General features: G+C 59.6%; 16 protein-coding genes. 11 read left to right on the forward strand and 5 right to left on the reverse strand.

All coding sequences use genetic code 11. The annotated features are described in order from the left end of the window. Positions 1 to 21: 21 nt before the first annotated feature. The gene (kdsA, locus tag ACWKX3_RS03670; RefSeq protein WP_454541294.1) at positions 22 to 876 is read left to right on the forward strand and encodes a 3-deoxy-8-phosphooctulonate synthase; all 855 of its coding nucleotides are present in this window, start codon (positions 22 to 24) and stop codon (positions 874 to 876) included. Positions 877 to 950: 74 nt separating this feature from the next. Here the strand turns inward: kdsA and chaA are convergent, their stop codons facing one another. Continuing rightward, on the reverse strand, positions 951 to 2,051 hold the full coding sequence (gene chaA, locus ACWKX3_RS03675) for a sodium-potassium/proton antiporter ChaA (protein ID WP_042319988.1): 1,101 nt from the start codon (positions 2,049 to 2,051) through the stop codon (positions 951 to 953). Positions 2,052 to 2,320: 269 nt separating this feature from the next. On the opposite strand from chaA, the gene chaB reads away from it, so the two are divergent. Together chaB and ACWKX3_RS03685 are read left to right on the forward strand one after the other, a co-directional pair. After that, positions 2,321 to 2,551: a putative cation transport regulator ChaB gene (chaB, locus tag ACWKX3_RS03680; protein WP_006175884.1), complete on the forward strand. Its 231-nt coding sequence runs from the start codon at positions 2,321 to 2,323 to the stop codon at positions 2,549 to 2,551. 177 nt (positions 2,552 to 2,728) lie between these two features. Continuing rightward, positions 2,729 to 3,427: a gamma-glutamylcyclotransferase gene (locus ACWKX3_RS03685; protein ID WP_454541295.1), complete on the forward strand. Its 699-nt coding sequence runs from the start codon at positions 2,729 to 2,731 to the stop codon at positions 3,425 to 3,427. Positions 3,428 to 3,448: 21 nt separating this feature from the next. Here ACWKX3_RS03685 and ACWKX3_RS03690 read toward each other — a convergent pair whose 3' ends face one another. Further along, positions 3,449 to 5,233 (reverse strand): methyl-accepting chemotaxis protein, encoded by a 1,785-nt coding sequence (locus ACWKX3_RS03690; RefSeq protein WP_454541296.1) that lies wholly within the window; start codon positions 5,231 to 5,233, stop codon positions 3,449 to 3,451. Between the two features lie 106 nt (positions 5,234 to 5,339). Continuing rightward, positions 5,340 to 5,693 carry a DsrE/DsrF/TusD sulfur relay family protein gene (locus tag ACWKX3_RS03695; protein ID WP_313826782.1) on the reverse strand — a complete coding sequence of 118 codons (354 nt, stop codon included), beginning with the start codon at positions 5,691 to 5,693 and terminating at the stop codon, positions 5,340 to 5,342. A 72-nt stretch (positions 5,694 to 5,765) separates the two neighbouring features. Between ACWKX3_RS03695 and nasR the strand changes: the two genes are divergently transcribed. From nasR to ACWKX3_RS03730, 7 genes are all read left to right on the forward strand, one after another. Beyond that, positions 5,766 to 6,950 carry a nitrate regulatory protein NasR gene (nasR, locus tag ACWKX3_RS03700; RefSeq protein ID WP_137273327.1) on the forward strand — a complete coding sequence of 395 codons (1,185 nt, stop codon included), beginning with the start codon at positions 5,766 to 5,768 and terminating at the stop codon, positions 6,948 to 6,950. A 228-nt stretch (positions 6,951 to 7,178) separates the two neighbouring features. Then, positions 7,179 to 8,426, forward strand: coding sequence for a CmpA/NrtA family ABC transporter substrate-binding protein (locus tag ACWKX3_RS03705; RefSeq protein WP_101738578.1), 1,248 nt, complete (start codon positions 7,179 to 7,181; stop codon positions 8,424 to 8,426). Between the two features lie 2 nt (positions 8,427 to 8,428). Then, a complete protein-coding gene (gene ntrB / locus ACWKX3_RS03710) occupies positions 8,429 to 9,307 on the forward strand; it encodes a nitrate ABC transporter permease (RefSeq protein WP_042319982.1) in 879 nt (292 codons plus the stop codon). Positions 9,308 to 9,316: 9 nt separating this feature from the next. Then, complete coding sequence (locus ACWKX3_RS03715) at positions 9,317 to 10,105, forward strand: ABC transporter ATP-binding protein (RefSeq protein ID WP_006175874.1); 789 nt, start codon at positions 9,317 to 9,319, stop codon at positions 10,103 to 10,105. A gap of 13 nt (positions 10,106 to 10,118) precedes the next feature. After that, on the forward strand, positions 10,119 to 14,108 hold the full coding sequence (gene nirB, locus ACWKX3_RS03720) for a nitrite reductase large subunit NirB (RefSeq protein ID WP_404600074.1): 3,990 nt from the start codon (positions 10,119 to 10,121) through the stop codon (positions 14,106 to 14,108). Further along, positions 14,105 to 16,591 (forward strand): molybdopterin-dependent oxidoreductase, encoded by a 2,487-nt coding sequence (locus ACWKX3_RS03725; protein WP_454541297.1) that lies wholly within the window; start codon positions 14,105 to 14,107, stop codon positions 16,589 to 16,591. Before nirB ends, ACWKX3_RS03725 begins: the two co-directional genes overlap by 4 nt. 114 nt (positions 16,592 to 16,705) lie before the next feature. Continuing rightward, entirely contained in the window at positions 16,706 to 18,112 is a 1,407-nt protein-coding gene (locus ACWKX3_RS03730; RefSeq protein ID WP_446187613.1) for a YchO/YchP family invasin, read from the forward strand. A 2-nt stretch (positions 18,113 to 18,114) separates the two neighbouring features. Here ACWKX3_RS03730 and narL read toward each other — a convergent pair whose 3' ends face one another. Continuing rightward, positions 18,115 to 18,765: a two-component system response regulator NarL gene (narL, locus tag ACWKX3_RS03735; RefSeq protein ID WP_003856701.1), complete on the reverse strand. Its 651-nt coding sequence runs from the start codon at positions 18,763 to 18,765 to the stop codon at positions 18,115 to 18,117. After that, on the reverse strand, positions 18,758 to 20,560 hold the full coding sequence (narX, locus tag ACWKX3_RS03740; RefSeq protein WP_454541298.1) for a nitrate/nitrite two-component system sensor histidine kinase NarX: 1,803 nt from the start codon (positions 20,558 to 20,560) through the stop codon (positions 18,758 to 18,760). The genes narL and narX overlap by 8 nt, the downstream gene beginning before the upstream one ends. A 309-nt stretch (positions 20,561 to 20,869) precedes the next feature. Between narX and ACWKX3_RS03745 the strand changes: the two genes are divergently transcribed. Further along, a complete protein-coding gene (locus tag ACWKX3_RS03745; protein ID WP_042319977.1) occupies positions 20,870 to 22,267 on the forward strand; it encodes a NarK family nitrate/nitrite MFS transporter in 1,398 nt (465 codons plus the stop codon). Positions 22,268 to 22,613: the final 346 nt, after the last annotated feature.

A 22,613-nucleotide genomic window follows, 5' to 3' on the forward strand; every position in this document is an offset into this window, starting at 1 on the left:
ACACCTGAATAAGGCGATCCTATGAAACAAAAAGTGGTTAGCATTGGTGATATCAACGTGGCAAACGACCTGCCGTTCGTGCTGTTTGGCGGTATGAACGTGCTGGAATCCCGTGATCTCGCGATGCGTATCTGCGAGCACTACGTGACCGTGACCCAGAAACTGGGCATCCCGTACGTGTTCAAAGCCTCTTTTGATAAAGCCAACCGCTCCTCCATCAACTCTTACCGTGGCCCGGGCCTGGAAGAGGGGATGAAAATTTTCCAGGAGCTGAAGCAGACCTTTGGCGTTAAAGTGATCACCGACGTGCATGAAGCCTCACAGGCGCAGCCTGTGGCAGACGTGGTAGACGTTATCCAGCTGCCTGCGTTCCTGGCGCGCCAGACCGACCTGGTGGAGGCGATGGCGAAAACCGGTGCCGTTATCAACGTGAAGAAGCCGCAGTTCGTGAGCCCAGGGCAGATGGGCAACATCGTGGATAAGTTTATCGAAGGCGGTAACGACCAAGTTATCCTGTGCGATCGCGGAGCCAACTTCGGCTATGACAACCTGGTGGTTGATATGCTGGGCTTTAGCGTGATGAAGAACGTCTCTAACCAGTCTCCGGTGATTTTCGACGTAACCCACGCCCTGCAGTGCCGCGACCCGTTTGGTGCGGCGTCCGGCGGCCGTCGTGCTCAGGTTACCGAACTGGCGCGCGCCGGTATGGCGACAGGTCTGGCGGGCTTGTTCATTGAGGCGCACCCGGATCCCGCCAACGCCAAGTGCGATGGCCCGTCCGCATTGCCGCTGGACAAACTGGAACCCTTCCTGAAACAGATCAAAGCGATTGACGATCTGGTGAAGAGCTTCGACGAGCTGGATACCAGCAACTAATAAAAAAACCCGCTTCGGCGGGTTTTTTTATGGCGTTTATTGCCGGGTGGCGCTGCGCTTACCCGGCAAACACGCTACGCAAATATCGTCATCAAATACGCAATAAACAGCGCCATGTGCGCCGCACCGTTCAGCACGTTGGTGCGCCCGGTCGAGAACGAAATCTGGCATAGCAGCAGGGAGGCCAGCATCACAATCATCTCCGGCGCGCCCAGCGCAAACTGCAGGTCATTACCCGTCATAAAGGCAATTAAGGTCACCACCGGCACGGTGAGGGAGATCGTTGCCAGCACCGAACCGAAGAACAAGTTCATGGCGCGCTGCACCTGATTGTTCAGCACCGCTTTCAGCGCGCCCAGCCCTTCCGGAGAGAGAATCAACAGCGCTACCAGGAAGCCGGTAAAGGCAACCGGGGCATTCAGCTCGGTTAACAGCGTTTCAAGCGGGTTTGCGTTCATCTTGGTCACGGCGATAACTGCAACCAGATGCACGATCAGCCAGACGGTGTGCCACGCGCTGCTGTGGGCCGAGGGTTTGCCGTGATGCGGATCATCGTCGTCGCCGTCATCTTCATGCTCATAGACAAACAGGCTCTGGTGCGTTTTGGTCTGGATCAGCAGGAACACGCCGTACATGGCTGCGGAAATCAGGGCAACCAGCAGCGCCTGCCCGGTGGTAAAGTTCGCCCCCGGCAGCGCCATCGGGAAGACCAGCACAATGATTGCCAGCGGGAAAAGGGCGATCAGGTACTGTTTAATGCCAAACAGATTCATATATTGGGTTGCGAATTTACGCCCGCCCAGTAACAGCGAAAAGCCCACCAGACCGCCGGTCACAATCATGATGATGGAATACAGGGTGTCGCGCATCAGCGTAGGCGCGGCGTCGCCCGTTGCCATCAGGGCGGAGATCAGGCTGACTTCGAGAATAACGACCGAAAGGCTTAAGATTAAAGAGCCGTACGGTTCGCCCAGGCGGTGGGCTAATACGTCGGCATGGCGGACTACGCTAAAGGCGCTGGTTAAGATCCCGACCAGCGCAAGGATATTGATACCAACCACCACTGGCAGTGACTGACTGCTTCCCCAGAAGAGCAGCACAGCCAGTGCCAGAACCGGGAAAATGAGTGACGTCTCCTTGTGGCGGGTCTTAACCGCCTCGTGTGCTGCTGTCATGTGCTTCTCCATCAATGCAGGTGTTGTCATTATAGATAGAATTTTAAGGTCAATAAACTAACAGAATTCTGCTATTTCCCCTTTATTTTTTACTTAATTTTACCCTTTTAGCAGAAATTTAAGGATGATGGTCAAAAAGATCATTTTTAGGAGAATACTTCATAAATAACAGCTAATTAATCTTTGTGTGAATCCAAATTACTCATCGGCGTGGCAACCTGTGGCATCGTCGTCCACACTTAACCTTTTACACAAAAGTGAGGTAAACCATGCCCTATAAATCGAAAAGCGAACTGCCCGATAGCGTACAGCACGTCCTGCCAGCCCATGCCCAGGATATCTACAAAGAAGCGTTTAACAGCGCCTGGGATCAGTATAAAGATAAAGACGACCGCCGGGATGATGCCAGCCGGGAAGAGACCGCTCATAAAGTCGCCTGGGCGGCAGTGAAAAATGATTACGAGAAAGGAGACGATGATAAATGGCATAAAAAGAAATAGCCGCGAAACCCTTACCTGGCCCGGTTTTGACTTTTAAGGCGGTTGAACTTCCGTTGTATTGCAACTGGCCCGCGAATTGCTTATCGTTAATCCCCTGCTGGTAAAATGACCAGTAGATAATGTCGGGAAGGCGAATTACAGCGGTCGCAAGGAAGCATGCAGTGGCGGAGGTATAAAGTGTTAACGCGTGATTTCTTGATGAAAGCGGATTGTAAGACGGCATTTGGTGCTATTGAGGAATCGCTTCTCTGGTCGGCTGAACAACGTGCGGCGTCGCTCGCTGCCACGCTTTCCTGCCGTCCTGATGATGGCCCGGTATGGATCTTTGGCTATGGTTCGCTGATGTGGAACCCGGCCCTCGAATTTGTCGAATCGGCGACGGGCACGCTCCCCGGATGGCATCGCGCGTTTTGCCTGCGCCTGACCGCGGGTCGCGGCAGTGCCTGTCAGCCAGGGCGCATGCTTGCACTGAAAGAGGGCGGGCGCACCACGGGCGTGGCCTACCGCCTGCCGGATGCCACGCTGCAGGAGGAGCTGACGCTGCTCTGGAAGCGCGAGATGATCACCGGGTGCTACATGCCCAGCTGGTGCAAGCTGGAACTCGACGACGGCCGCACCGTCAACGCGCTGGTGTTTATCATGGACCCACGCCATCCACTGTATGAAGCCGATACCCGCACGCAGGTGATTGCTCCGCTGATCGCGGCCGCCAGCGGCCCGCTGGGCACTAACGCGCAGTACCTTTTCTCCCTCGATCAGGAGCTGACCCGCCTTGGCATGAAGGATGACTGCCTGAATGAGCTGGTGGTGAAGGTAAAAGCGCTGCTGGGAGGAAATGCGCCGGGGCTGTGCCTGACCCCGGCGGGCGCGCGTTAACGCCTTCGCGCGCCAGAACGATTAAATGCGGAAATGCCCGGCCGTTTCCGCCAGATCGCCCGCCTGGCTCTGCAGGGCGCTGGCCGCAGCGGCCGACTCGACCACCAGTTCCGCGTTCTGCTGCACCATCCGATCCAGATGCGTCACCGCGTGGTTTATCTCGTGAATACCTTTCATCTGCTCACTGGTGGCGATGGATATTTCGCGCATGATGCCCGAGACGCTGCCGATGCTGGCCCGGATCTCATTCATGCTGTCACCCGCCAGATGCACATAGCGCGATCCGGTTGCCACGCTGTCGGTGGTGGAGTCGATAAGCGATTTGATCTCTTTCGCCGCCTGCGCACTGCGGCTGGCAAGGTTACGCACTTCCCCGGCCACCACGGCAAACCCACGTCCTTGCTCGCCGGCGCGCGCCGCTTCGACCGAGGCATTCAGCGCCAGAATGTTGGTCTGGAAGGCAATACCGTCAATCACGCTGGTGATATCGCCAATTTTTGCCGACGCCACCTCAATCGACTGCATGGTACTGATGGCCTGAGAAACCACCTCGCCCCCGCGTGAGGCGGCGGCGGAGGCCTTGCTCGCCTGATCGTTGGCTTGCGCCGCTGACGCATTGGACTGGGTCACCGACGCGGTGATCTGCTCTACGGCGCTGGCCGTCTCACGCAGGCTGGAGGCAGCCTGCTCGGTGCGCCCCGAAAGATCCTGGTTGCCTGCGGCAATCTCCTTCGCCGCATTTTTTACGGATGCGCTGGCATCGCGCAGCTGCACCATCACCACCGAGAGTTTGTCGCTGAAGGCGTTAAACGCCTGGGCGATTTGCGCTACCTCATCGTCGCCGTTGTCCGGCAGACGCTGCGACAGGTCGTTGGTACCGTTGGCGATGCTGTGCATCGCGTCGCGGATATCCGACAGCCTTTTCAGCAGACGGGCAATGGCAATGTGAACCACCGCGCCGCTCAGCAAGACCAGGATCACCAGCGACAGCGCAGAGGCCTTCAGCAGCGCGCGCATGCCGGAAGTAGCATCATTGTTGTCCAGCGCTACAATCAGCATCCAGTGCGTGCCGGGAATGGCCGTCGCCACAAAGGTTTTCGCTATGCCGTTAAACGTGCCGTCGACGGGCGCACCGTTTTTCAGGGCGGCAAAATCAATCCCTTTAACGGATTCACCGAGCGGTTTGAGCGTGAGCGCCGCGTCGTTGGCGGCAATCACGGTGCCATCGCTGTCGACCAAAAGCCCGCTGCTCTCAGGCGTAGGATGAATACCGCGCACGTTCGCCACCACGCTGTCCATGGCTACATCACCGGCAACAACCGCTTTCAGCACGCCATTCTCTTTCACCGGGACGGCAAACGTCACCACCAGCTTACCGGTGCCGGCGTCGACGTACGGGGCGGTAACCACAGGCGCGTCGGCGCTGACCACCTGCTGATACCACGGGCGGATGGTCGGGTCGTAATCCGCCGGAACCCCCGCAGGATCCGAGAACTTTGCCGTTTTGCTGGCATAGCCAACGTAGACGTTTGTAAATCCACCCGCCTGCGCGAGTTGCTTAAAGGTCGGAACCGGATCGTCGCTCAGCGCCACGCTCTGCGCGGAAGCGATCACGGTCATTTTACCCTTTACCCACTCCGCAATGGCCATATTATGGCTGGCGCTGGTGCTGGCGAGGATATCCCGCTGCGACTGCTGGTTATCCTGACGCGTGACCTGAAAGTTGATGATGGTGTTGAGAAGAAGGGCGACGACGAGACAACCCGTCGTCGCGGCGATAATGCGAGCGCGAATGGATCTGAACATAAGTGAAATACCTGCTGTGTTGTTTCCATGCCTATCGGCAATGTGGCAGGCAAACTTGATGCTGAAACCGCGTCCATTAGAAAATAATATTAAACCGGGTTTATTATTAAAAAGTTAATACTTTATCGGCGGACAGAGTCCAGTCTGCCAGCTCAGCAAGCGTGCCAATTTCCACCCCGTCAATCAGCGGCAGCCCGGTGATGCCGCGCCCGTCGGTGCAGGTTTTACACAGCTTAACCGGCACGTTTTGCGCCGTCAGGATCTCGAGCATCTGCTGAATGTTGTACCCCTCGGCAGGTTTTTGCCCCTTCAGCCCGGCGGTGACCGCATCCGACATCAAAAAGAGGCGCAGTTCAGGGCGATGCTCTTTCTCGCACAGGGCGATTGCCAGGCGCAGGCTGTTAAAAAGGGATTCACTGCCGTAGGCCGCTCCGTTGGCGACAATCGTAATCTTCTGCATGGAAACTCCTGTTCGGTTAAAAGGCATGAATATTGCTTAGCTCTACGGGGAATAGGGAACCGGAGAGCGAGTATGACGATAAAGGCTGACAGTTTATCGGGCGCAAATGAATGGCTTCATCGTGCCACGGTGATGCGCCGCGAGCAGCTTAATACCCTGGCGGTTCTGGGGGCGCTGGTCAACGGCATCAGCCGACTGGTGCATATGCTACAGTGCGAGCGCGGGGCGTCAAACGTCTGGCTCTGCTCCCGGGGGCAGCTCTACGGCCCGGAATGTCGGGCCAGCAAGGCGCTGGTCGATGAAAATCTGACGGCGTTCAACCGTCAGCTTAACCTGCAAACGCCGATGCCCGGCAGCGCGGTGTGCGAACGCATTGCCGGTGCGCTTCACGCGCTGGCGTCGCTTCCGGCGCTGCGTGACGACGTCGAACGGCAAAACGTGACGGCCCCGCAGGCGATGGAACGCTACAGCCGGATACTTCGCCATCTGCTCAGTATCATTCCTCAGCTCAATGACAGCATTGACGATCCGCAAATCGCGGGCCGGTTTGTCGCACTTTATAGCCTGATGCAGGGCAAAGAGTGGGTAGGGCAGGAGCGTGCGCTGGGCGCAACGGGCTTCACGCAGGGCTTTTTTGATGATGAAACCCGCCAGCGGCTGGTGGACCGTATCGACGGGCAGCAGGCCTGCTTCGAGGTTTTTTTGTCTTACAGCCGGGCCGACGTGCAGGAGACGTTTGCGCTTAACTGTATGCCGGACCTCGAAACAGAGCAGCTCAGGCGCGTGGCCTGTACCCGTCAGCCGGCGGCGGACAAGGGAAACACCGCCCTGAGGTGGTTTGCGTTGCAGACGGCACGCCTGGAACACCTTCGCACGCTGGAGGAGTTAGCCATCGCCGATCTCATGGCGATGGTGGATGAACGTATTCACGGGGCGAATGAACGCACGCTGCGGGTCTGCGAGGACAACGAGGCGTTTACCCATTTCCCGGATAAACCTCTGCTGCCGCTGGTGCGCGAGCAGGCACGTGAGATCGACAGTCTTTCCCGTCAGTTGGCCTCCCTGCGCGAAACGCTGGAGGAGCGCAAGACCATCGACAAAGCCAAAAGCATCCTGATGACGCATCACGCTATGAGCGAAGAGCAGGCGTGGACAACGCTGCGCAAAATGGCGATGGACAAAAATCAGCGCATGGTGGATATCGCCCATGCGCTGCTCACCGTGAAGAACCTCTGGCAGCCCGCGCCGAAGGCGTAGTTGCACAATCAGCGGGCATGTCATGCCTGATTGAGGTGCGCCGTGAGAGGGCTACGGGCGGGGAAGCCCTGAAAACAACAGCTTAAAACCTGGCATCCCCTTTGCATTATCAGATTAACAAAGATTGACGGTGCGCCAACGGCGGCGCATGCGTTTTCAGGATAAAGGCGTCCAGCGGTGCTCCGGCACCGACGGGCGCTTTTTTTTGGCTTTTTTTCGGGAGTGGTTATGGCGGATTTGTCGAGACGGCGGTTTTTGCAGGCCAGCATGCTGGCGAGCGGCGCAATGCTGTTACCCGGCATCATGCAGGCCGCGTGGGCGGCGGGGTCGGACAGGCCGGAGCAGCAGACGGTGCGGATCGGGTTTATCCCGCTCACCGACTGCGCGCCGGTGGTTATCGCGGCGCTGAAAGGGTTTGATAAAAAGTACGGCATCACCATCGTGCCGACCAAAGAGGCGAGCTGGGCGGCTGTACGCGACAAACTGGTTGCCGGTGAACTGGATGCCGCACACATTCTTTACGGTCTGCTGTATGGGCTTGAGCTGGGCATCGCCGGCAAGCCGCAGGAGATGGCAAACCTGATGACCCTTAACCAGAACGGCCAGGCGATCACGCTCTCAAGCGATCTGGCAGAGAAGGGCGTGCGCGATCTCGACGGGCTGAAAAAGCGGGTCGCTCAGCAGCCTCCCGGCACTTACACCTTTGCCCACACCTTCCCGACGGGCACCCACGCCATGTGGCTGTACTACTGGCTGGCAAGCGCCGGGATCAATCCGTTTGACGATGTGCGTACCGTAGTCGTGCCGCCCCCGCAAATGGTGATGAACATGCGCATTGGCAACATGGTCGGTTTTTGCGTCGGTGAGCCGTGGAACGCGCGCGCCATTAATGACCGCATCGGGTTTACCGCCGCCACCTCCCAGTCCATCTGGGCCGATCACCCGGAAAAAATCCTCGGCACCCGCCGCGCCTGGGTGGAGAAGAACCCGCATACCGCACGGGCGCTGGTGAGCGCGGTGCTGGAAGCCGCCCGCTGGATAGACGCCTCGCCGGAAAACAAACGCGAAACCGCGCAGATCCTCTCCCGTCGGGCATGGCTTAACTGCAAAGAGCAGTATCTCACCGGGCGAATGCTGGGCGAGTACGACAACGGTCTGGGGCAGCGCTGGCAGGATGACCACCCGATTCGCTTCTTCAATGACGGGGCCGTCAGCTACCCGTATCTCTCCGACGGTACCTGGTTCTTAACCCAGTTCCGCCGCTGGGGCTTGCTAAAGACCGCCCCGGACTATAACGCCATCGCGCAACGCATCAACCAGACCGCGGTCTGGCAGGACGCGGCAACCGCCGTCGGCGGCATCTCCACGCCGTCATCACCGCTTCGCAGCAGCACGCTGATGGACGGTACCGTCTGGAACGGCACCGATCCGGACGGTTACGCCAACCGCTTCGCTATTCACCGTAAAGGGGCCTGATTATGTCGCATCTGCAAAATACACAGCCACAAGAGACGCCGGTCAGCGCTGAGGTGATCGCGCTGCCACCGGTGCCGGTTCGCCGCCGTGGACCGGGGTTTACGCGCCGGATGAATGACCTCCTGCAACGTATTATCCCGGCTTTTCTCGGTCTCGGGCTGATGGTGGTGCTCTGGCAGCTCGCCGCCATTAACAGTAAAGGCTTTCCGACGCCGCTCAGCACCCTGGATTCAGCGTTAACCCTGTTTGCCGATCCCTTCTACCGCGACGGACCGAATGATATGGGCATCGGCTGGAACGTGCTGGCCTCGCTCCAGCGCGTGGCGGTGGGCTTTGGCCTGGCGGCGATAGCCGGTATTCCGCTGGGCTTTCTGATTGGCCGCTTCACCTTTTTCTCGCGCATGTTCAACCCGCTGATTGCGCTGCTGCGCCCCGTCAGCCCGCTGGCCTGGCTGCCCATCGGCCTGCTGCTGTTCCAGAAAGCGGAGCCGGCCTCCAGCTGGACCATTTTCATCTGCTCCATCTGGCCGATGGTGATCAACACCGCCGAAGGGGTGCGCCGGATCCCGCAGGATTACCTTAACGTTGCCCGCGTGCTGCAGCTTTCCGAATGGACCATCCTGCGCCGCATTCTTTTCCCGGCGGTATTGCCTGCGGTACTGACCGGGGTGCGTCTGTCGATAGGGATCGCCTGGCTGGTGATCGTCGCCGCCGAAATGCTGACCGGTGGCGTCGGGATCGGCTTCTGGATCTGGAACGAGTGGAACAACCTCAACGTTGAAAACATTCTCATCGCCATCGTCATCATTGGTGTGGTCGGGCTGATGCTGGAGCAGGGGCTGATGCTGATCGCCCGCCGTTTTAGCTGGCAGGAAAAATAAGGAGTGACTATGAAACCGTTAATTCAGGTGCAGGCCGTGAGCCAGCGTTTTTCCACCGCCAGCGGTGAGTTTCTGGCGCTGCAAAACGTCTCGTTTGATATCCATGAAGGGGAAACCGTCAGCCTGATTGGTCACTCCGGGTGCGGTAAATCCACGCTGCTGAACCTTATCGCCGGGATCGCATTGCCGACGGAGGGCGGGATTATCTGCGATAACCGTGAAATCGCCGGGCCGGGGCCAGAGCGGGCGGTGGTGTTTCAGAACCATTCGCTGCTGCCGTGGCTCACCTGCTTCGACAACGTGGCGCTGGCGGTGGACCAGGTGTTTCGCCGCACCATGAGTAAGGCCGAGCGCAGGGAGTGGATCGAACACAATCTCGATCGCGTGCAGATGGGCCATGCGCTGCACAAGCGTCCGTCGGAGATCTCCGGTGGGATGAAACAGCGCGTCGGCATCGCCCGCGCGCTGGCGATGAAGCCCAAAGTGTTGCTGATGGATGAGCCTTTCGGCGCGCTGGATGCCCTGACCCGCGCGCACCTTCAGGACTCGGTGATGAAAATTCAGCAGGCGCTGAACACCACCATCGTGCTTATCACCCATGATGTCGACGAGGCGGTGCTGCTCTCTGACCGTGTGCTGATGATGACCAACGGCCCGGCGGCCACCGTCGGGGAGATCCTCCAGGTTGACCTGCCGCGTCCGCGAAACCGGGTGCAGCTGGCTGACGACAGCCGCTATCACCACATGCGCCAGCAGATCCTGCATTTCCTCTATGAAAAACAGCCTAAGGCGGCGTAACGAGGAGGCCACGATGCGACTGGTGATTATCGGTAATGGAATGGCAGCAACGCGGCTGATTGCCTCCCTGACCGAGCGCGCGCCCGGTCGCTTTGCCATCACGGTCATTGGCGACGAGCCTGAACACGCCTACAACCGCATCCAGCTTTCGCCGGTGCTTGGCGGGGAAAAACAGGCGGCGACCCTTCGCCTGCAGGACGATGACTGGTATCGCCAGCGCGGCGTCACCGTCCTCAGAGGGGAAAAGGCAATTGCAGTGGACAGGGTGCGGCGGGAAGTGCACACCCGGCACCAGACCCTGCGTTGGGATGAACTGGTCTTTGCCACCGGATCACAGCCCATTGTTCCGCCGATACCCGGGCTTGAGGCACCGCACGTCTTCACGTTTCGCACCCTAGAGGATACCCGCGCGATTCTCGCCACGGACGGTCCTTCGGTGGTGTTGGGCGGCGGCGTGCTGGGCGTCGAGGCGGCTGCCGCGCTGGCGCGAACCGGTGACAACGTCACGCTGGTGCATCGCGGGCCGTGGCTGATGGATCAGCAGCTTGACCAGCAGGCAGGGCTGTTGCTGGAAGAGGCGCTGGCGGCGCGCGGCGTTCGCTGCGAACTCTCAACCGGGATCGTAGCCGTGGCGACCGACTCGGTCACGTTGCTTAACCAGCGGCGACTTGATGCCGCTCGCGTTGTTCTCGCTACCGGCGTTCAGCCCGACGTCGCCCTGGCAAAGGCCAGCGGTCTGCGCTGCGCCCGGGGCATTGTGGTTAACCATCAGATGCAAACCTCCGTCCCGCAGGTGAGCGCCATAGGCGAATGCTGCGAAATTGACGGGCAGACGTTTGGCCTGGTCGCCCCCTGTCTTGCCCAGGCGGATATCCTCGCCGCCCGGCTTGCCGGAGAGGTGGCGTCACCCTTTGCGCTGACCGACGGCGGCATGCGTCTCAAGGTTACCGGCGTGGAGTTGTTCACCGCCGGACGCGCGGCCATGCAGCCTGACGATGTGGTCTGGAGCACGTGGGACCCGCTGACCCGGCACTACCGGCGTTTACTGATCCATCGCGGCGCGCTGGCAGGGGTGCTGCTGATGGGGGACTGCCGCAGCGCGGCGACATTTACCGATTTACTGGCTACGGCTGCTCCCGCACGCGTGGACTGGCTGTTCGATCAATTCACGACGACGCAACCGCAGGTTGCAGGACACAACGCTATGACAAAACCTACGCTGGTGGTGGTTGGACACGGTATGGTCGGCCATCATTTCCTTGAAGAGTGCGTTAACCGTAACGTGCACACGGCTTATCAGATTGTGGTCCTTGGCGAAGAGCGCCATGCCGCTTACGACCGCGTCCACCTGTCAGAGTATTTTGGCGGGCGCAGCGCCGACTCCCTCTCGCTGGTCGAAGGCGATTTCTTTGCCGATAACGGCATTGAGCTGCGCCTGTCGCAGCAGGTGGTGGCTATCGATCGCGACGCACGCGTAGTGCGAACCGCCAGCGGGCACGAAACCCACTGGGACAAACTGGTGCTCGCCACCGGCTCGTATCCGTTCGTTCCGCCGGTGCCGGGCAACGATCTGCCGGGCTGCTTTGTCTACCGCACCCTCGACGACCTCGATAGCATTGCCGCACGGGCTAAGCATGCGCGTCGTGGTGTGGTGATCGGCGGCGGCCTGCTGGGGCTGGAGGCCGCCAACGCCCTCAGGCAGCTTGGGCTTAAGACCGACGTGGTGGAGTTCGCGCCCAATCTGATGGCGGTGCAGCTCGATAACGACGGCGCGGCAATGCTGCGTAAGAAAATTGAGGCGCTCGGCGTAGGGGTCCACACCGGGAAAGCCACCACTGAGATTGCGCGCACCGATGATGGTCTGGTTCTGCGTTTCGCCGACGGTGGCACGCTTGAAACGGATATCGTGGTCTTTTCCGCCGGGATCCGCCCGCAGGATGCGCTGGCGCGCACCAGCGGCCTGACGACAGGCGAGCGCGGAGGGATTGGCATTAATGACCAGTGCCGGACATCCGATCCTGACGTGTTCGCCGTCGGGGAGTGCGCGCTGTGGGAAGGTAAAATCTTCGGCCTGGTGGCACCAGGATACCAGATGGCGCGCGTCGCGGCGGCGGCGCTGGCAGGAGAAGAAACACAGTTTACGGGTGCCGACATGAGCACCAAACTGAAGCTGCTCGGCGTGGACGTGGCCTCGTTTGGCGATGCCCATGGCCGTACGCCGGGGGCGTTAAGCTACCAGTGGACCCACGGCCCGCAGCAAGTCTATAAAAAAATTGTGGTCAGCCACGACGGGAAAACCCTGCTCGGAGGCGTGCTGGTGGGCGATGCCAGTGAATATGCCACCCTGGTGCAGATGATGCTCAACGGGATTAGCCTGCCGAAAGAGCCGGAAACGCTGATTCTGCCTGCGTTGTCCGGCAGTGCGCCAAAAGCGCTGGGCGTCGCGGCGCTGCCGGAAAACGCGCAGATCTGTTCCTGCCATAACGTCAGCAAAGGCGATATCTGCCGGGCCGTAAGCGACGGGGCGATGGATATGGGAGCCATTAAACAGTGCACCAAAGCGGCTACGGGCTGCGGCGGCTGTAGTGCCCTGGTTAAACAGGTGATGGAGTTCCAGCTTGCCGGGCAGGGCGTAGAGGTGAAAAAGGATATCTGCGAACACTTCCCGTACTCGCGTCAGGAGATCTACCACCTCGTTCGCGTGAATCATATACGCACCTTCGAACAGCTGATTGGTCGCTATGGTCACGGGCACGGGTGTGAAATTTGCAAACCGCTGGTTGGCTCGGTGCTGGCCTCGTGCTGGAACGAGTATCTGCTTAAACCGGCACATCTGCCGCTGCAGGACACCAACGACCGCTACTTTGCCAACATCCAGAAAGACGGTACCTACTCCATCGTGCCGCGTATGCCTGCCGGGGAGGTCTCTGCCGACGGGCTGATTGCCATCGGCCAGATTGCGAAGCGCTACAGCCTGTACAGTAAGATCACCGGCGGGCAGCGTATCGACCTGTTTGGCGCGACGCTCGACCAGCTGCCGGCGATCTGGCAGGCGCTGGTGGAGGCCGGGTTTGAGACCGGGCACGCCTACGGTAAGTCGCTGCGCACGGTGAAATCCTGCGTGGGGTCCACCTGGTGTCGCTACGGCGTGCAGGACTCCACGGGTCTCGCGGTAAAACTGGAGCACCGCTACAAAGGCCTGCGGGCACCGCATAAGATAAAAATGGCGGTTTCCGGCTGTACCCGCGAGTGCGCCGAGGCGCAGAGCAAAGATGTCGGGGTGATCGCCACGGACAAAGGCTGGAATCTCTACCTTTGCGGCAACGGCGGGATGAAACCGCGCCACGCGGATCTCTTCGCCAGCGACCTGGATGAAGAGACGCTGATCCGCACCGTCGACCGCTTCCTGATGTTCTATATCCGCACGGCGGATCGCCTGCAGCGCACCAGCACCTGGATGGACAATCTTGAGGGCGGCCTCGACTATCTGCGCCAGGTCATTCTTGATGACAGCCTGGGTATTGCGCACGAACTGGAGCAGGAGATGGCCCGGGTGGTGGACACCTACCAGTGCGAATGGCAAACCACGCTCAGCGATCCAAACCGCCTGGCGCTGTTCCGCACCGAAGTGAACAGTCAGCCCACGGATGAAAACAAACGCTGGCAGGCGATCTGCGGACTGGAGGATATTCCCGAGCAGGCGGGGATCGGCGCGCGCCTGGGGCGGAAATCGATCGCGCTGTTCCGCTTTGGTCAGTCGGTTTATGCCCTTGATGACCGCGAGCCAGGCAGCCGCGCCAACGTGCTCTCGCGCGGTATTCTGGGCGATGCGGGCGGCGAACCCGTGGTGATCTCGCCCCTGTATAAGCTGCGTATTCGCCTGCGCGACGGGCGTCAGTTTGACAGCGGCGAGCCTGCCGTGCGCGCGTGGCCGGTAAAAATTGAGAATGGCAAAGTGTGGGTGGGCAACGAAGAGCTGGTTATGCGCGCGGAGGCATCATGAACGAGACCCGGACCACGTGCCCCTACTGCGGGGTGGGCTGCGGGGTGATCGCCCGAACGGAAGGTGAGAAGGTTACCGTGCGCGGCGACGAGCGCCATCCTGCCAACTATGGCAGGCTCTGCGTGAAAGGCTCGGCGTTAGGGGAAACCACCGGCCTGCAGGGGCGCTTATTGCGGCCCGTCGTCGACGGTCAGGAGGCTGACTGGCCGCAGGCGGTGCACACCGCGAGCGAGCGGCTGCGGGACATTATCGACCGCTATGGCCCTCAGGCGGTGGCCTTTTACGCCTCCGGCCAGTTGCTCACCGAGGATTACTACGCGGCCAACAAGCTGATGAAGGGGTTTATCGGCGCGGCCAATATCGATACCAACTCCCGGCTGTGTATGTCCTCCGCCGTCGTGGGCTACAAGCGGGCGTTTGGCGAAGACGTGGTGCCGTGCAGCTACGAGGACATCGAAAACAGCGATCTGGTGGTGCTGGTCGGGTCGAACGCAGCCTGGACGCATCCGGTGCTGTATCAGCGGCTGGTGCAGGCGCGCCAGAGTCATCCGGCGATGAAGGTGGTGGTGATCGACCCGCGTAAAACCGCCACCTGCGATATTGCCGACCTGCATCTGGCGCTCAGACCCGGCAGCGACGCCGGGCTGTTCGTCGGCCTGCTCAATCGCATCCAGGGAACCGCTGACTGGCCGGCTGAGCGGGTAGCGGAATTTTGCGATCTTTCAGCCGCAGCGATTAACCAGTTTTACGACATGTTTATCACCGCACCCCGCGCCATCACGCTTTACACCATGGGGATCAACCAGTCGGCCAGCGGCAGTGATAAATGTAACGCCATCATTAACGTGCATCTCGCCAGCGGTAAATTCGCCCGGCAGGGCTGCGGCCCGTTTTCTCTGACCGGTCAGCCAAATGCCATGGGGGGCCGGGAAGTCGGCGGGCTGGCGAATCAGCTCGCGGCACATATGCATTTCGAGCCGGACGATCTCGCGCGGGTCGCCCGCTTCTGGGGAACGGAAAGGCTGGCGCAAACGCCGGGGCTGATGGCGGTGGAGTTATTCGACGCCATCGCGCGAGGGGAGGTGAAAGCGGTGTGGATCATGGGCACCAACCCTGCGGTGTCGATGCCGGACAGCCACGCCGTGTGTCAGGCGCTGGCAGCCTGCCCGCTGGTGATCGTCTCTGAGGTCATGCAGGAGACAGATACCAGCCGGTTGGCCCACATTCGCTTCCCGGCGCTGGGATGGGGAGAGAAAAACGGAACGGTGACCAACTCGGAGCGTCGCATCTCGCGCCAGCGTTCCTTTCTGCCCGCACCCGGCGAGGCGAAAGCGGACTGGTGGATTATCGCGCAGGTGGCCACGGCCCTCGGCTACAGCGCGGCGTTTGGCTGGGAACATCCCCATGAGATTTTTTGCGAGCATGCCGCGCTGACCGCCTTTGAGAACAACGGCGAGCGGGCGCTAAACCTGCACGCGCTTGCCGCCCTGACGCGCGAGGCGTGGGATGACCTGGAACCGTACCAGTGGCCGACAGGGGCGTTCCCGCGCCGGGACATCGTACCGGTAGAGCCTCAGCCGCACGGCGCAACGCCGGATGTGCTCTATCCGCTGGTGCTGAACACCGGACGCATCCGCGATCAGTGGCATACCATGACCCGCACGGGCTACGTTCCCAGGCTGATGCAGCACATTGCCGAGCCGCAGGTTGAGGTGTGTCCGACCGACGCGTTGCGTTTTGCCCTGCACGACGGCGGGTTGGCGCGGATCAGCTCGCCGCGCGGCGTGATGGTCGCCAGAGTGTGCATCACTACCCACCCGCGCGAAGGGGAACTGTTTGCCCCGATGCACTGGAACAACCAGTTTGCCCGGCAGGGCAAGGTGAACGCCCTGGTTGCCGGGCGTTGCGACCCGTTATCCGGCCAGCCGGAGAGCAAGCAAACCGCCGTGCGGATCGCGCCCTGGCAGCCCGCCTGGCAGGGCGAGTTGTATGCCCGCGAAATGCCCGCGCTGCCACCTTTCGTACACGGGTGGCGCAAGGCGACACGGCTGACGGTCGCGGGAGATAAGCCGCTGCTGGCGTGGGCTATTGATTACAGCACCGCGCAGGGCTGGCAGGTACAAATTGCCCGTGCCGGTGAGCGGGGGAGCGTACTGGCCTGGCACGACGGGGCGCTGATGCTCGGCTTCTGGGAAAGCTCCGGTTTGCCGGAACTGGCGCACGGGTTTATCGAAGAGGCGTTCCGCGCCGCCCCCGTTCAGCTGGCGGAACGTCATGCGTTGCTCCACGGCCAGCCGCCCGGCGCACGCCTGGATCCGGGGCGCATCATCTGTAGCTGTTTTAACGTCGGCGAAAACACCATTCGCGAGGCGATTGCCGGTGGCTGCGATTCCGCTGCGGCGCTGGGGGTAAAGCTGCGCTGTGGGACCAACTGCGGATCCTGCGTGCCGGAGCTGAAAGGCTTCTTTGGGGTGAAGGCGTAAAGGCGGTGGGCGTTTCAGGTTATTCCTGAAATTCGCGTTCAGGCTGTATTTCTTCGCCCGGGACGTTAAGCTATAACCGTCTTCTTACTCAAACAGGCGCTTATCACGACGTTGATGGTTGTATCGCCCCGCATTCGTTCGCTGTTTTTCCTTCCTCTCCTGTCGGCCGGAGCCGTTTACGGTGCGCCGAATTCCTTTGTCCAGCAGGCGCAAAATCCGTTTGATAACAACGGAGATTCGCTGCCGGACCTCGGACTTGCCAAACCCACCTCAGAAGGCGAAAAGCACCTCGCCGAAATGGCAAAGGCGTTTGGCGAGGCCAGCATGACCGATAACGGCTTGACGACGGGCGAGCAGGCCCGGCAGTTTGCGTTTGGCAAGGTGCGTGATGCGGTGAGCGGCGAGGTGAATGAGCAGATTGAATCCTGGCTTTCGCCCTGGGGCAACGCCAGCGTCAATGTGCGGGTGGACGATAACGGAACCTTCAATGGCAGCAGCGGGAGCTGGTTTATCCCCTGGAACGATAACAACCGCTATCTGAACTGGAGTCAGCTTGGCCTGACGCAGCAAACCGACGGGCTGGTAAGCAACGCCGGGGTCGGCCAGCGCTGGGTCGCCGGAAACTGGCTGCTGGGCTACAACACCTTTTATGACAACCTGCTGGACGAAAATCTTCAGCGCGCCGGGCTGGGGGCAGAGGCCTGGGGGCAAAACCTGCGGCTTTCCGCCAACTATTATCAGCCGTTTGCCGGCTGGCGAGACGATTCAGACGTGCAGGAGCAGCGTATGGCCCGCGGGTACGACGTCACGGCTAAAGCCTGGCTGCCGTGGTTCCATCATCTGAATACCAGCGTCAGCTTCGAGCAGTATTTTGGCGACAGCGTGGATCTCTTTAACAGCGGAACCGGCTATCACAATCCGATGGCGGTCAATCTGGGACTGGACTACACCCCCGTGCCGCTGGTGACAATCTCTGCCGCCCACAAGCAGGGGGAGAGCGGGGTCAGCCAGAACAACCTTGGGCTGAAGCTCAACTATCGGTTTGGCGTACCGCTGGCGAAGCAGCTGTCTGCCGGAGAAGTGGCGGCAACGCGATCGCTTCGGGGCAGCCGCTATGATCCCGCCGAACGAAACAGCCTGCCGGTAATGGAGTTCCGCCAGCGCAAAACGCTGTCGGTCTACCTGGCGACGCCGCCGTGGGATTTAAAAGGTGGCGAAACGGTGATGCTCAAGCTGCAGATCCGCAGCACGCACGGTATTCGTCAGCTTCACTGGCAGGGAGATACGCAGGCGCTGAGCCTGACGTCGCCGGCCAACAGTACCAGCAGCGACGGCTGGAGCATTATTATCCCGGCATGGGACGCGCGCGAAGGGGCGACCAACCGCTGGCGGCTGTCGGTAGTGGCGGAAGATAAAGACGGGCAGCGCGTCTCTTCCAATGAGATCACGCTAACGGTGGTGCAGCCGCTTGTGGTCATGCCTGACGACGACCCGCGGTGGAAGCTGCTGCCGGATGACTGAAATTAAAAAATACGCTCCTGATGAACCCACACGGCGGCTTCAACGCGGGATTTTAACTTCATTTTTTTCAGCATGTGCTTCACATGCACTTTAACCGTGCTTTCGGTGATGTCGAGGCGACGAGCGATCATCTTGTTCGGCAGCCCCTGGGCAATCAGCTTGAGGATGTCGCGCTCGCGCGGGGTAAGCTGGCTGACGTCGCGGTCAGAGGTGGCGCGGTTCGCGCGTAAGCTGGCGGCCAGCACCGGGGTTAACGCTTCGCTCAGAACCATTTCACCGGCGGCGGCCTGCTGCAGCGCCTTGAGCAGATCTTCTGGTTCCATATCTTTCAGCAGATAACCGTCCGCGCCGCGCTTCAGCGCCGTGACCACGTCTTCTTCATGGTTCGACACGCTGAACACCACCACGCGGCCTGAAAGCGATTTTTCACGCAGCTTGTCGAGCGTCTCCAGACCGTTCATGCCTGGCATATTAAGATCGAGCAGGATCAAATCAGGATCGAGCGATTCGGCAAGCTCAATACCCTGTTCGCCGTTGCTGGCTTCGCCGACGACGGTAATATCCGGTGCCATGCTGACGAGCTGTTTCACGCCGGTACGCAGCATCGGATGATCGTCGATCAACAGGATAGAGGCCGGTTCCTGATTAGTCATGGTTTTCTCCTTGAGAAGTGATAAGGGACTTTTCGGGTATAAAAGTGACCACTACTTCGGTACCACCAGACTCTCCCCGGCGAACCTGGCAATCACCGCGCAGGCTTTGCGCGCGGTCTCGCATGATGATTAAACCATAGTGGTTAGTTCTCTCGGCATTTTCCGGCACGCCGCAGCCGTTATCCTGAACCGTGAGCCTGACTTGATTATCATGCGGGCTGACGGTGACGGTGACGGTGACCGCCGTCGCGTTAGCATGTTTGAGCACGTTGCTCAGCGCTTCACGGGCGATTTGCAGTAAATGGATGGCCTGATGGGATGGCACAAACCGCGGCGGCAGCTGGTAATCCAGCTTCACCGGGAACCCCAGTCGGGCGCTAAATTCCTGGCAGCTGGACTCCAGCGCGGGGCGCAGGCCAGGCTCGGTAAGTTGCAGGCGGAACGTGGTAAGCAGTTCTCGCAACTGCACCCAGGAGGTGTTCAGCTCGTTGCGGATCTGGCTCAGCAGCTGTTTGTTGCTCTCGGGCATACCGGTGTCCTGCATCTGCAGACAGCTTACCTGCATTTTCATGCAGGAGAGAGACTGGGCGATAGAGTCGTGCAACTCGCGGGCGATGGTGGCACGTTCCTCCATTACGATCAGCTGCTGCTGTTTCTCCTGATGCCGGTCAAGTGCCAGGGTGGCCGTCAGCTGTTCCACCAGCGTATCAACCAGCTGCTGCTGATCGTGGCTGAGATGTCGGCCTGCCGGCAGCGTAGCCAGTAAGATCCCGTATTGCGTATGGCTGTCGGTCAGACGCCACTTCAGCGTGGTCCCGCTGGTGGAGAGCGGCGGCAGACCGCGCGGGCAGAGGTGACACCCTTTCTCATCGCAGGAGAGATCGGACTGGCAGGTGAACTCCTGATGGTTTTCTTCGTCTTCCACGTCGTAAACGCGCAGTTCGAGGTCGTGGAGCATCGTCAGGTTTTGCAGGCCGTTAAGCACCGGGGAGAGCCGCTCGCACAGCGGAACCTGCATATGCAGGCGACGGTTTGCCTGCCACAGAAACGAGAGGATTTCGTTTTTCTGCTCAAGCCCGGCTGTTTTTTCCTGCACGCGCTGCTCCAGCACGGCGTAACTCTCGGACAGCTCCTCGGACATGGTGTTGAGGGCCTGTCCCAGCATCGCCATTTCGTTACGGCCACTGATGTGGGCGCGCTGGGAAAAATCGCGCTCGGCAACCGCCCGGGCCATCGCCAGCAGCTGTTTCCAGGGATTCAGCAGGCGCGCGCGCAGCCAGACGATGGTGAAGATCAGCAGCAGGCCCATAAATGCCGCCATCGCCCGGTGGACCATGACCACCCGGTCAATACGCAGTTCGGTCGTTTGATCAAAAGAGGAGACTAGCTTATCAATGCGCGAGACAAAACCGGCCACGTCCTGGGCCACGGTTTCGGGGCTTTTTGCCCGCTTTAACCCTGGCTCCAGCTGGGAGTGCCAGTAGTGTTGTAAGGATTTCAACTGCGGCTCTTGCCCGTCGCGGATCGCGGCTTTTTCCAGTTCAGGGCTAAAGGCCGTGCGCTCCATGTCGTCGAGCAGCGTCTGGTGCGCAGGCGTCAGCGGCACCGAGGCCAGCAGACGGTAACTCTGCATGCGTAGCGAGCCTGCCTCGTTGATGGCATGCGCATTACCCTGTACCCCCTGTACCAGCCAGCCAGAGATAGCCATGCCGGTCACGCCAATGGCGGTAGACAGCAAAACGATAAGCGCAAGCTGGTTGACCAGCGTCAGCGGGGATAAACATCTTTTTAACATAGGCTTGCCGGGCTCCTGACGTGACCTGACTGCAGGAATGGCGCTATTCTGTTCCATACCCTGGAGTATACCCATACCAATAAAGGATTACCCCTAAATTGCCAACGGAGTAAGGGCAGGGAGGAGGGGATGAACGTAAAACGTCATTACCGTGAAAAACCACACCTTTTTTGCCGAAAACCTCTACTCACTAAGGGTAATGACTTTTTTTTCGCCGCAAATCCACCCACTTTTCCTTTGATTTATATCAACTTACCGCCGCCCTAAAACCCTAATGTTTGCAGCATCATTCGAGAATCAGAGGTGTCTATGAGTCACTCATCCGCTCCCGAAAGGGAAACCGGTGCCGTCATTACTGAATGGCGTCCGGAGGATCCGGCGTTCTGGCAACAGCGCGGCCATCGTATTGCAAGCCGAAATCTGTGGATTTCCGTTCCGTGTCTGCTGTTAGCATTTTGCGTATGGATGTTGTTCAGTGCTGTGGCGGTTAACCTGCCGAAAGTCGGCTTTACGTTTACCACCGATCAGCTGTTTATGTTAACCGCGCTGCCGTCGCTCTCCGGCGCGTTGCTGCGTGTGCCTTACGCCTTTATGGTTCCTGTTTTTGGCGGTCGTCGCTGGACGGCATTCAGCACCGGCATCATGATCGTTCCCTGCGTCTGGCTCGGCTTTGCGGTGCAGGATACGTCCACGCCGTTTAGCGTCTTCGTGATCATCTCTCTGCTGTGCGGCTTTGCTGGCGCAAACTTTGCTTCCAGTATGGCAAACATCAGCTTCTTCTTCCCGAAAGCGAAGCAGGGCGGCGCGCTGGGTATTAACGGCGGTCTGGGCAACATGGGCGTGAGCGTCATGCAGCTGATCGCGCCGCTGGCGATCTCCGTTTCCATCTTCGCGGCCTTCGGCGGCGGTGGCGTAACGCAGCCGGACGGCTCATCGCTGTTCCTACAGAACGCGGCCTGGGTCTGGGTACCGTTCCTGGTGATCTTCACCCTGGCGGCCTGGTTCTTTATGAACGACCTGTCCGCGTCTAAAGCATCGCTGAGCGAGCAGCTGCCGGTGCTGAAGCGCGGCCACCTGTGGGTGATGGCGCTGCTGTATCTGGCAACCTTCGGTTCATTCATCGGTTTCTCCGCGGGCTTTGCGATGCTGTCCAAGACCCAGTTCCCGGATATTCAGATCCTGCAGTTCGCCTTCTTCGGTCCGTTCGTTGGTGCCCTGGCACGTTCTGTCGGCGGGATGATTTCCGACCGTCTGGGCGGGACGCGCGTGACGCTGGTGAACTTTGTGGTGATGGCGGTCTTCTGTGCGCTGCTGTTCCTGACGCTGCCAACTGATGGTCAGGGCGGGAACTTTACTGCCTTCTTCGGCGTGTTCATGGTGCTGTTCCTGACGGCCGGGCTGGGCAGTGCGTCCACCTTCCAGATGATCTCCGTTATCTTCCGTAAGCTGACGATGGATCGTGTGAAAGCGCAGGGCGGAAGCGAAGAGCAGGCCATGCGTGAAGCCGCAACCGACACCGCCGCCGCGCTGGGCTTTATCTCTGCGATTGGCGCGATTGGTGGCTTCTTTATTCCGAAGGCGTTCGGTATCTCTCTGGATCTGACCGGGTCGCCAGCGGGCGCAATGAAAGTATTCCTCGTGTTCTATATCGCCTGCGTGGCTATCACGTGGCTGGTATACGGCCGTAATACTAAGAAAAATAAGTAAGTTTGATTATCCGTTAACGCGGCCAGCGTGCCGCGTTTTTTTTGACCAGTCATTAGTTACAACATACTTACCAGGTCTCATAGATATGCCCAGGGTAATACCGCGATCGCCATCACTTTGCAGGAGTGTCTACCCCCTAATACCTAAGATGTTAAAAAATGCCAGGGGAAGCAGAGGATAAAAGTATTTTTATCTTAATAATCAGTTACATAAAAAACAAAAAATCCTACCGCTTTGGTGGTAGTTGGTCTAATACCACCCCCGGAAGACCCCGCCTGCCTTGATCGTTATCAATTCTTGTCATCTATCAGAGCGTTACCTTCGCTGCAAATCAGCAATGTCGATT

The organism is Enterobacter sp. UPMP2052, from assembly GCF_053709675.1.

Excerpts from the sequence above, each read along its gene's own strand:
- kdsA (WP_454541294.1), top strand. The coding sequence starts at position 22 with ATGAAACAAAAAGTGGTTAGCATTGGTGATATCAACGTGGCAAACGAC.
- chaA (WP_042319988.1), bottom strand. The coding sequence starts at position 2,051 with ATGACAGCAGCACACGAGGCGGTTAAGACCCGCCACAAGGAGACGTCA.
- chaB (WP_006175884.1), top strand. The coding sequence starts at position 2,321 with ATGCCCTATAAATCGAAAAGCGAACTGCCCGATAGCGTACAGCACGTC.
- ACWKX3_RS03690 (WP_454541296.1), bottom strand. The coding sequence starts at position 5,233 with ATGTTCAGATCCATTCGCGCTCGCATTATCGCCGCGACGACGGGTTGT.
- ACWKX3_RS03695 (WP_313826782.1), bottom strand. The coding sequence starts at position 5,693 with ATGCAGAAGATTACGATTGTCGCCAACGGAGCGGCCTACGGCAGTGAA.
- nasR (WP_137273327.1), top strand. The coding sequence starts at position 5,766 with ATGACGATAAAGGCTGACAGTTTATCGGGCGCAAATGAATGGCTTCAT.
- ACWKX3_RS03705 (WP_101738578.1), top strand. The coding sequence starts at position 7,179 with ATGGCGGATTTGTCGAGACGGCGGTTTTTGCAGGCCAGCATGCTGGCG.
- ntrB (WP_042319982.1), top strand. The coding sequence starts at position 8,429 with ATGTCGCATCTGCAAAATACACAGCCACAAGAGACGCCGGTCAGCGCT.
- ACWKX3_RS03715 (WP_006175874.1), top strand. The coding sequence starts at position 9,317 with ATGAAACCGTTAATTCAGGTGCAGGCCGTGAGCCAGCGTTTTTCCACC.
- nirB (WP_404600074.1), top strand. The coding sequence starts at position 10,119 with ATGCGACTGGTGATTATCGGTAATGGAATGGCAGCAACGCGGCTGATT.
- ACWKX3_RS03725 (WP_454541297.1), top strand. The coding sequence starts at position 14,105 with ATGAACGAGACCCGGACCACGTGCCCCTACTGCGGGGTGGGCTGCGGG.
- ACWKX3_RS03730 (WP_446187613.1), top strand. The coding sequence starts at position 16,706 with ATGGTTGTATCGCCCCGCATTCGTTCGCTGTTTTTCCTTCCTCTCCTG.
- narL (WP_003856701.1), bottom strand. The coding sequence starts at position 18,765 with ATGACTAATCAGGAACCGGCCTCTATCCTGTTGATCGACGATCATCCG.
- narX (WP_454541298.1), bottom strand. The coding sequence starts at position 20,560 with ATGTTAAAAAGATGTTTATCCCCGCTGACGCTGGTCAACCAGCTTGCG.
- ACWKX3_RS03745 (WP_042319977.1), top strand. The coding sequence starts at position 20,870 with ATGAGTCACTCATCCGCTCCCGAAAGGGAAACCGGTGCCGTCATTACT.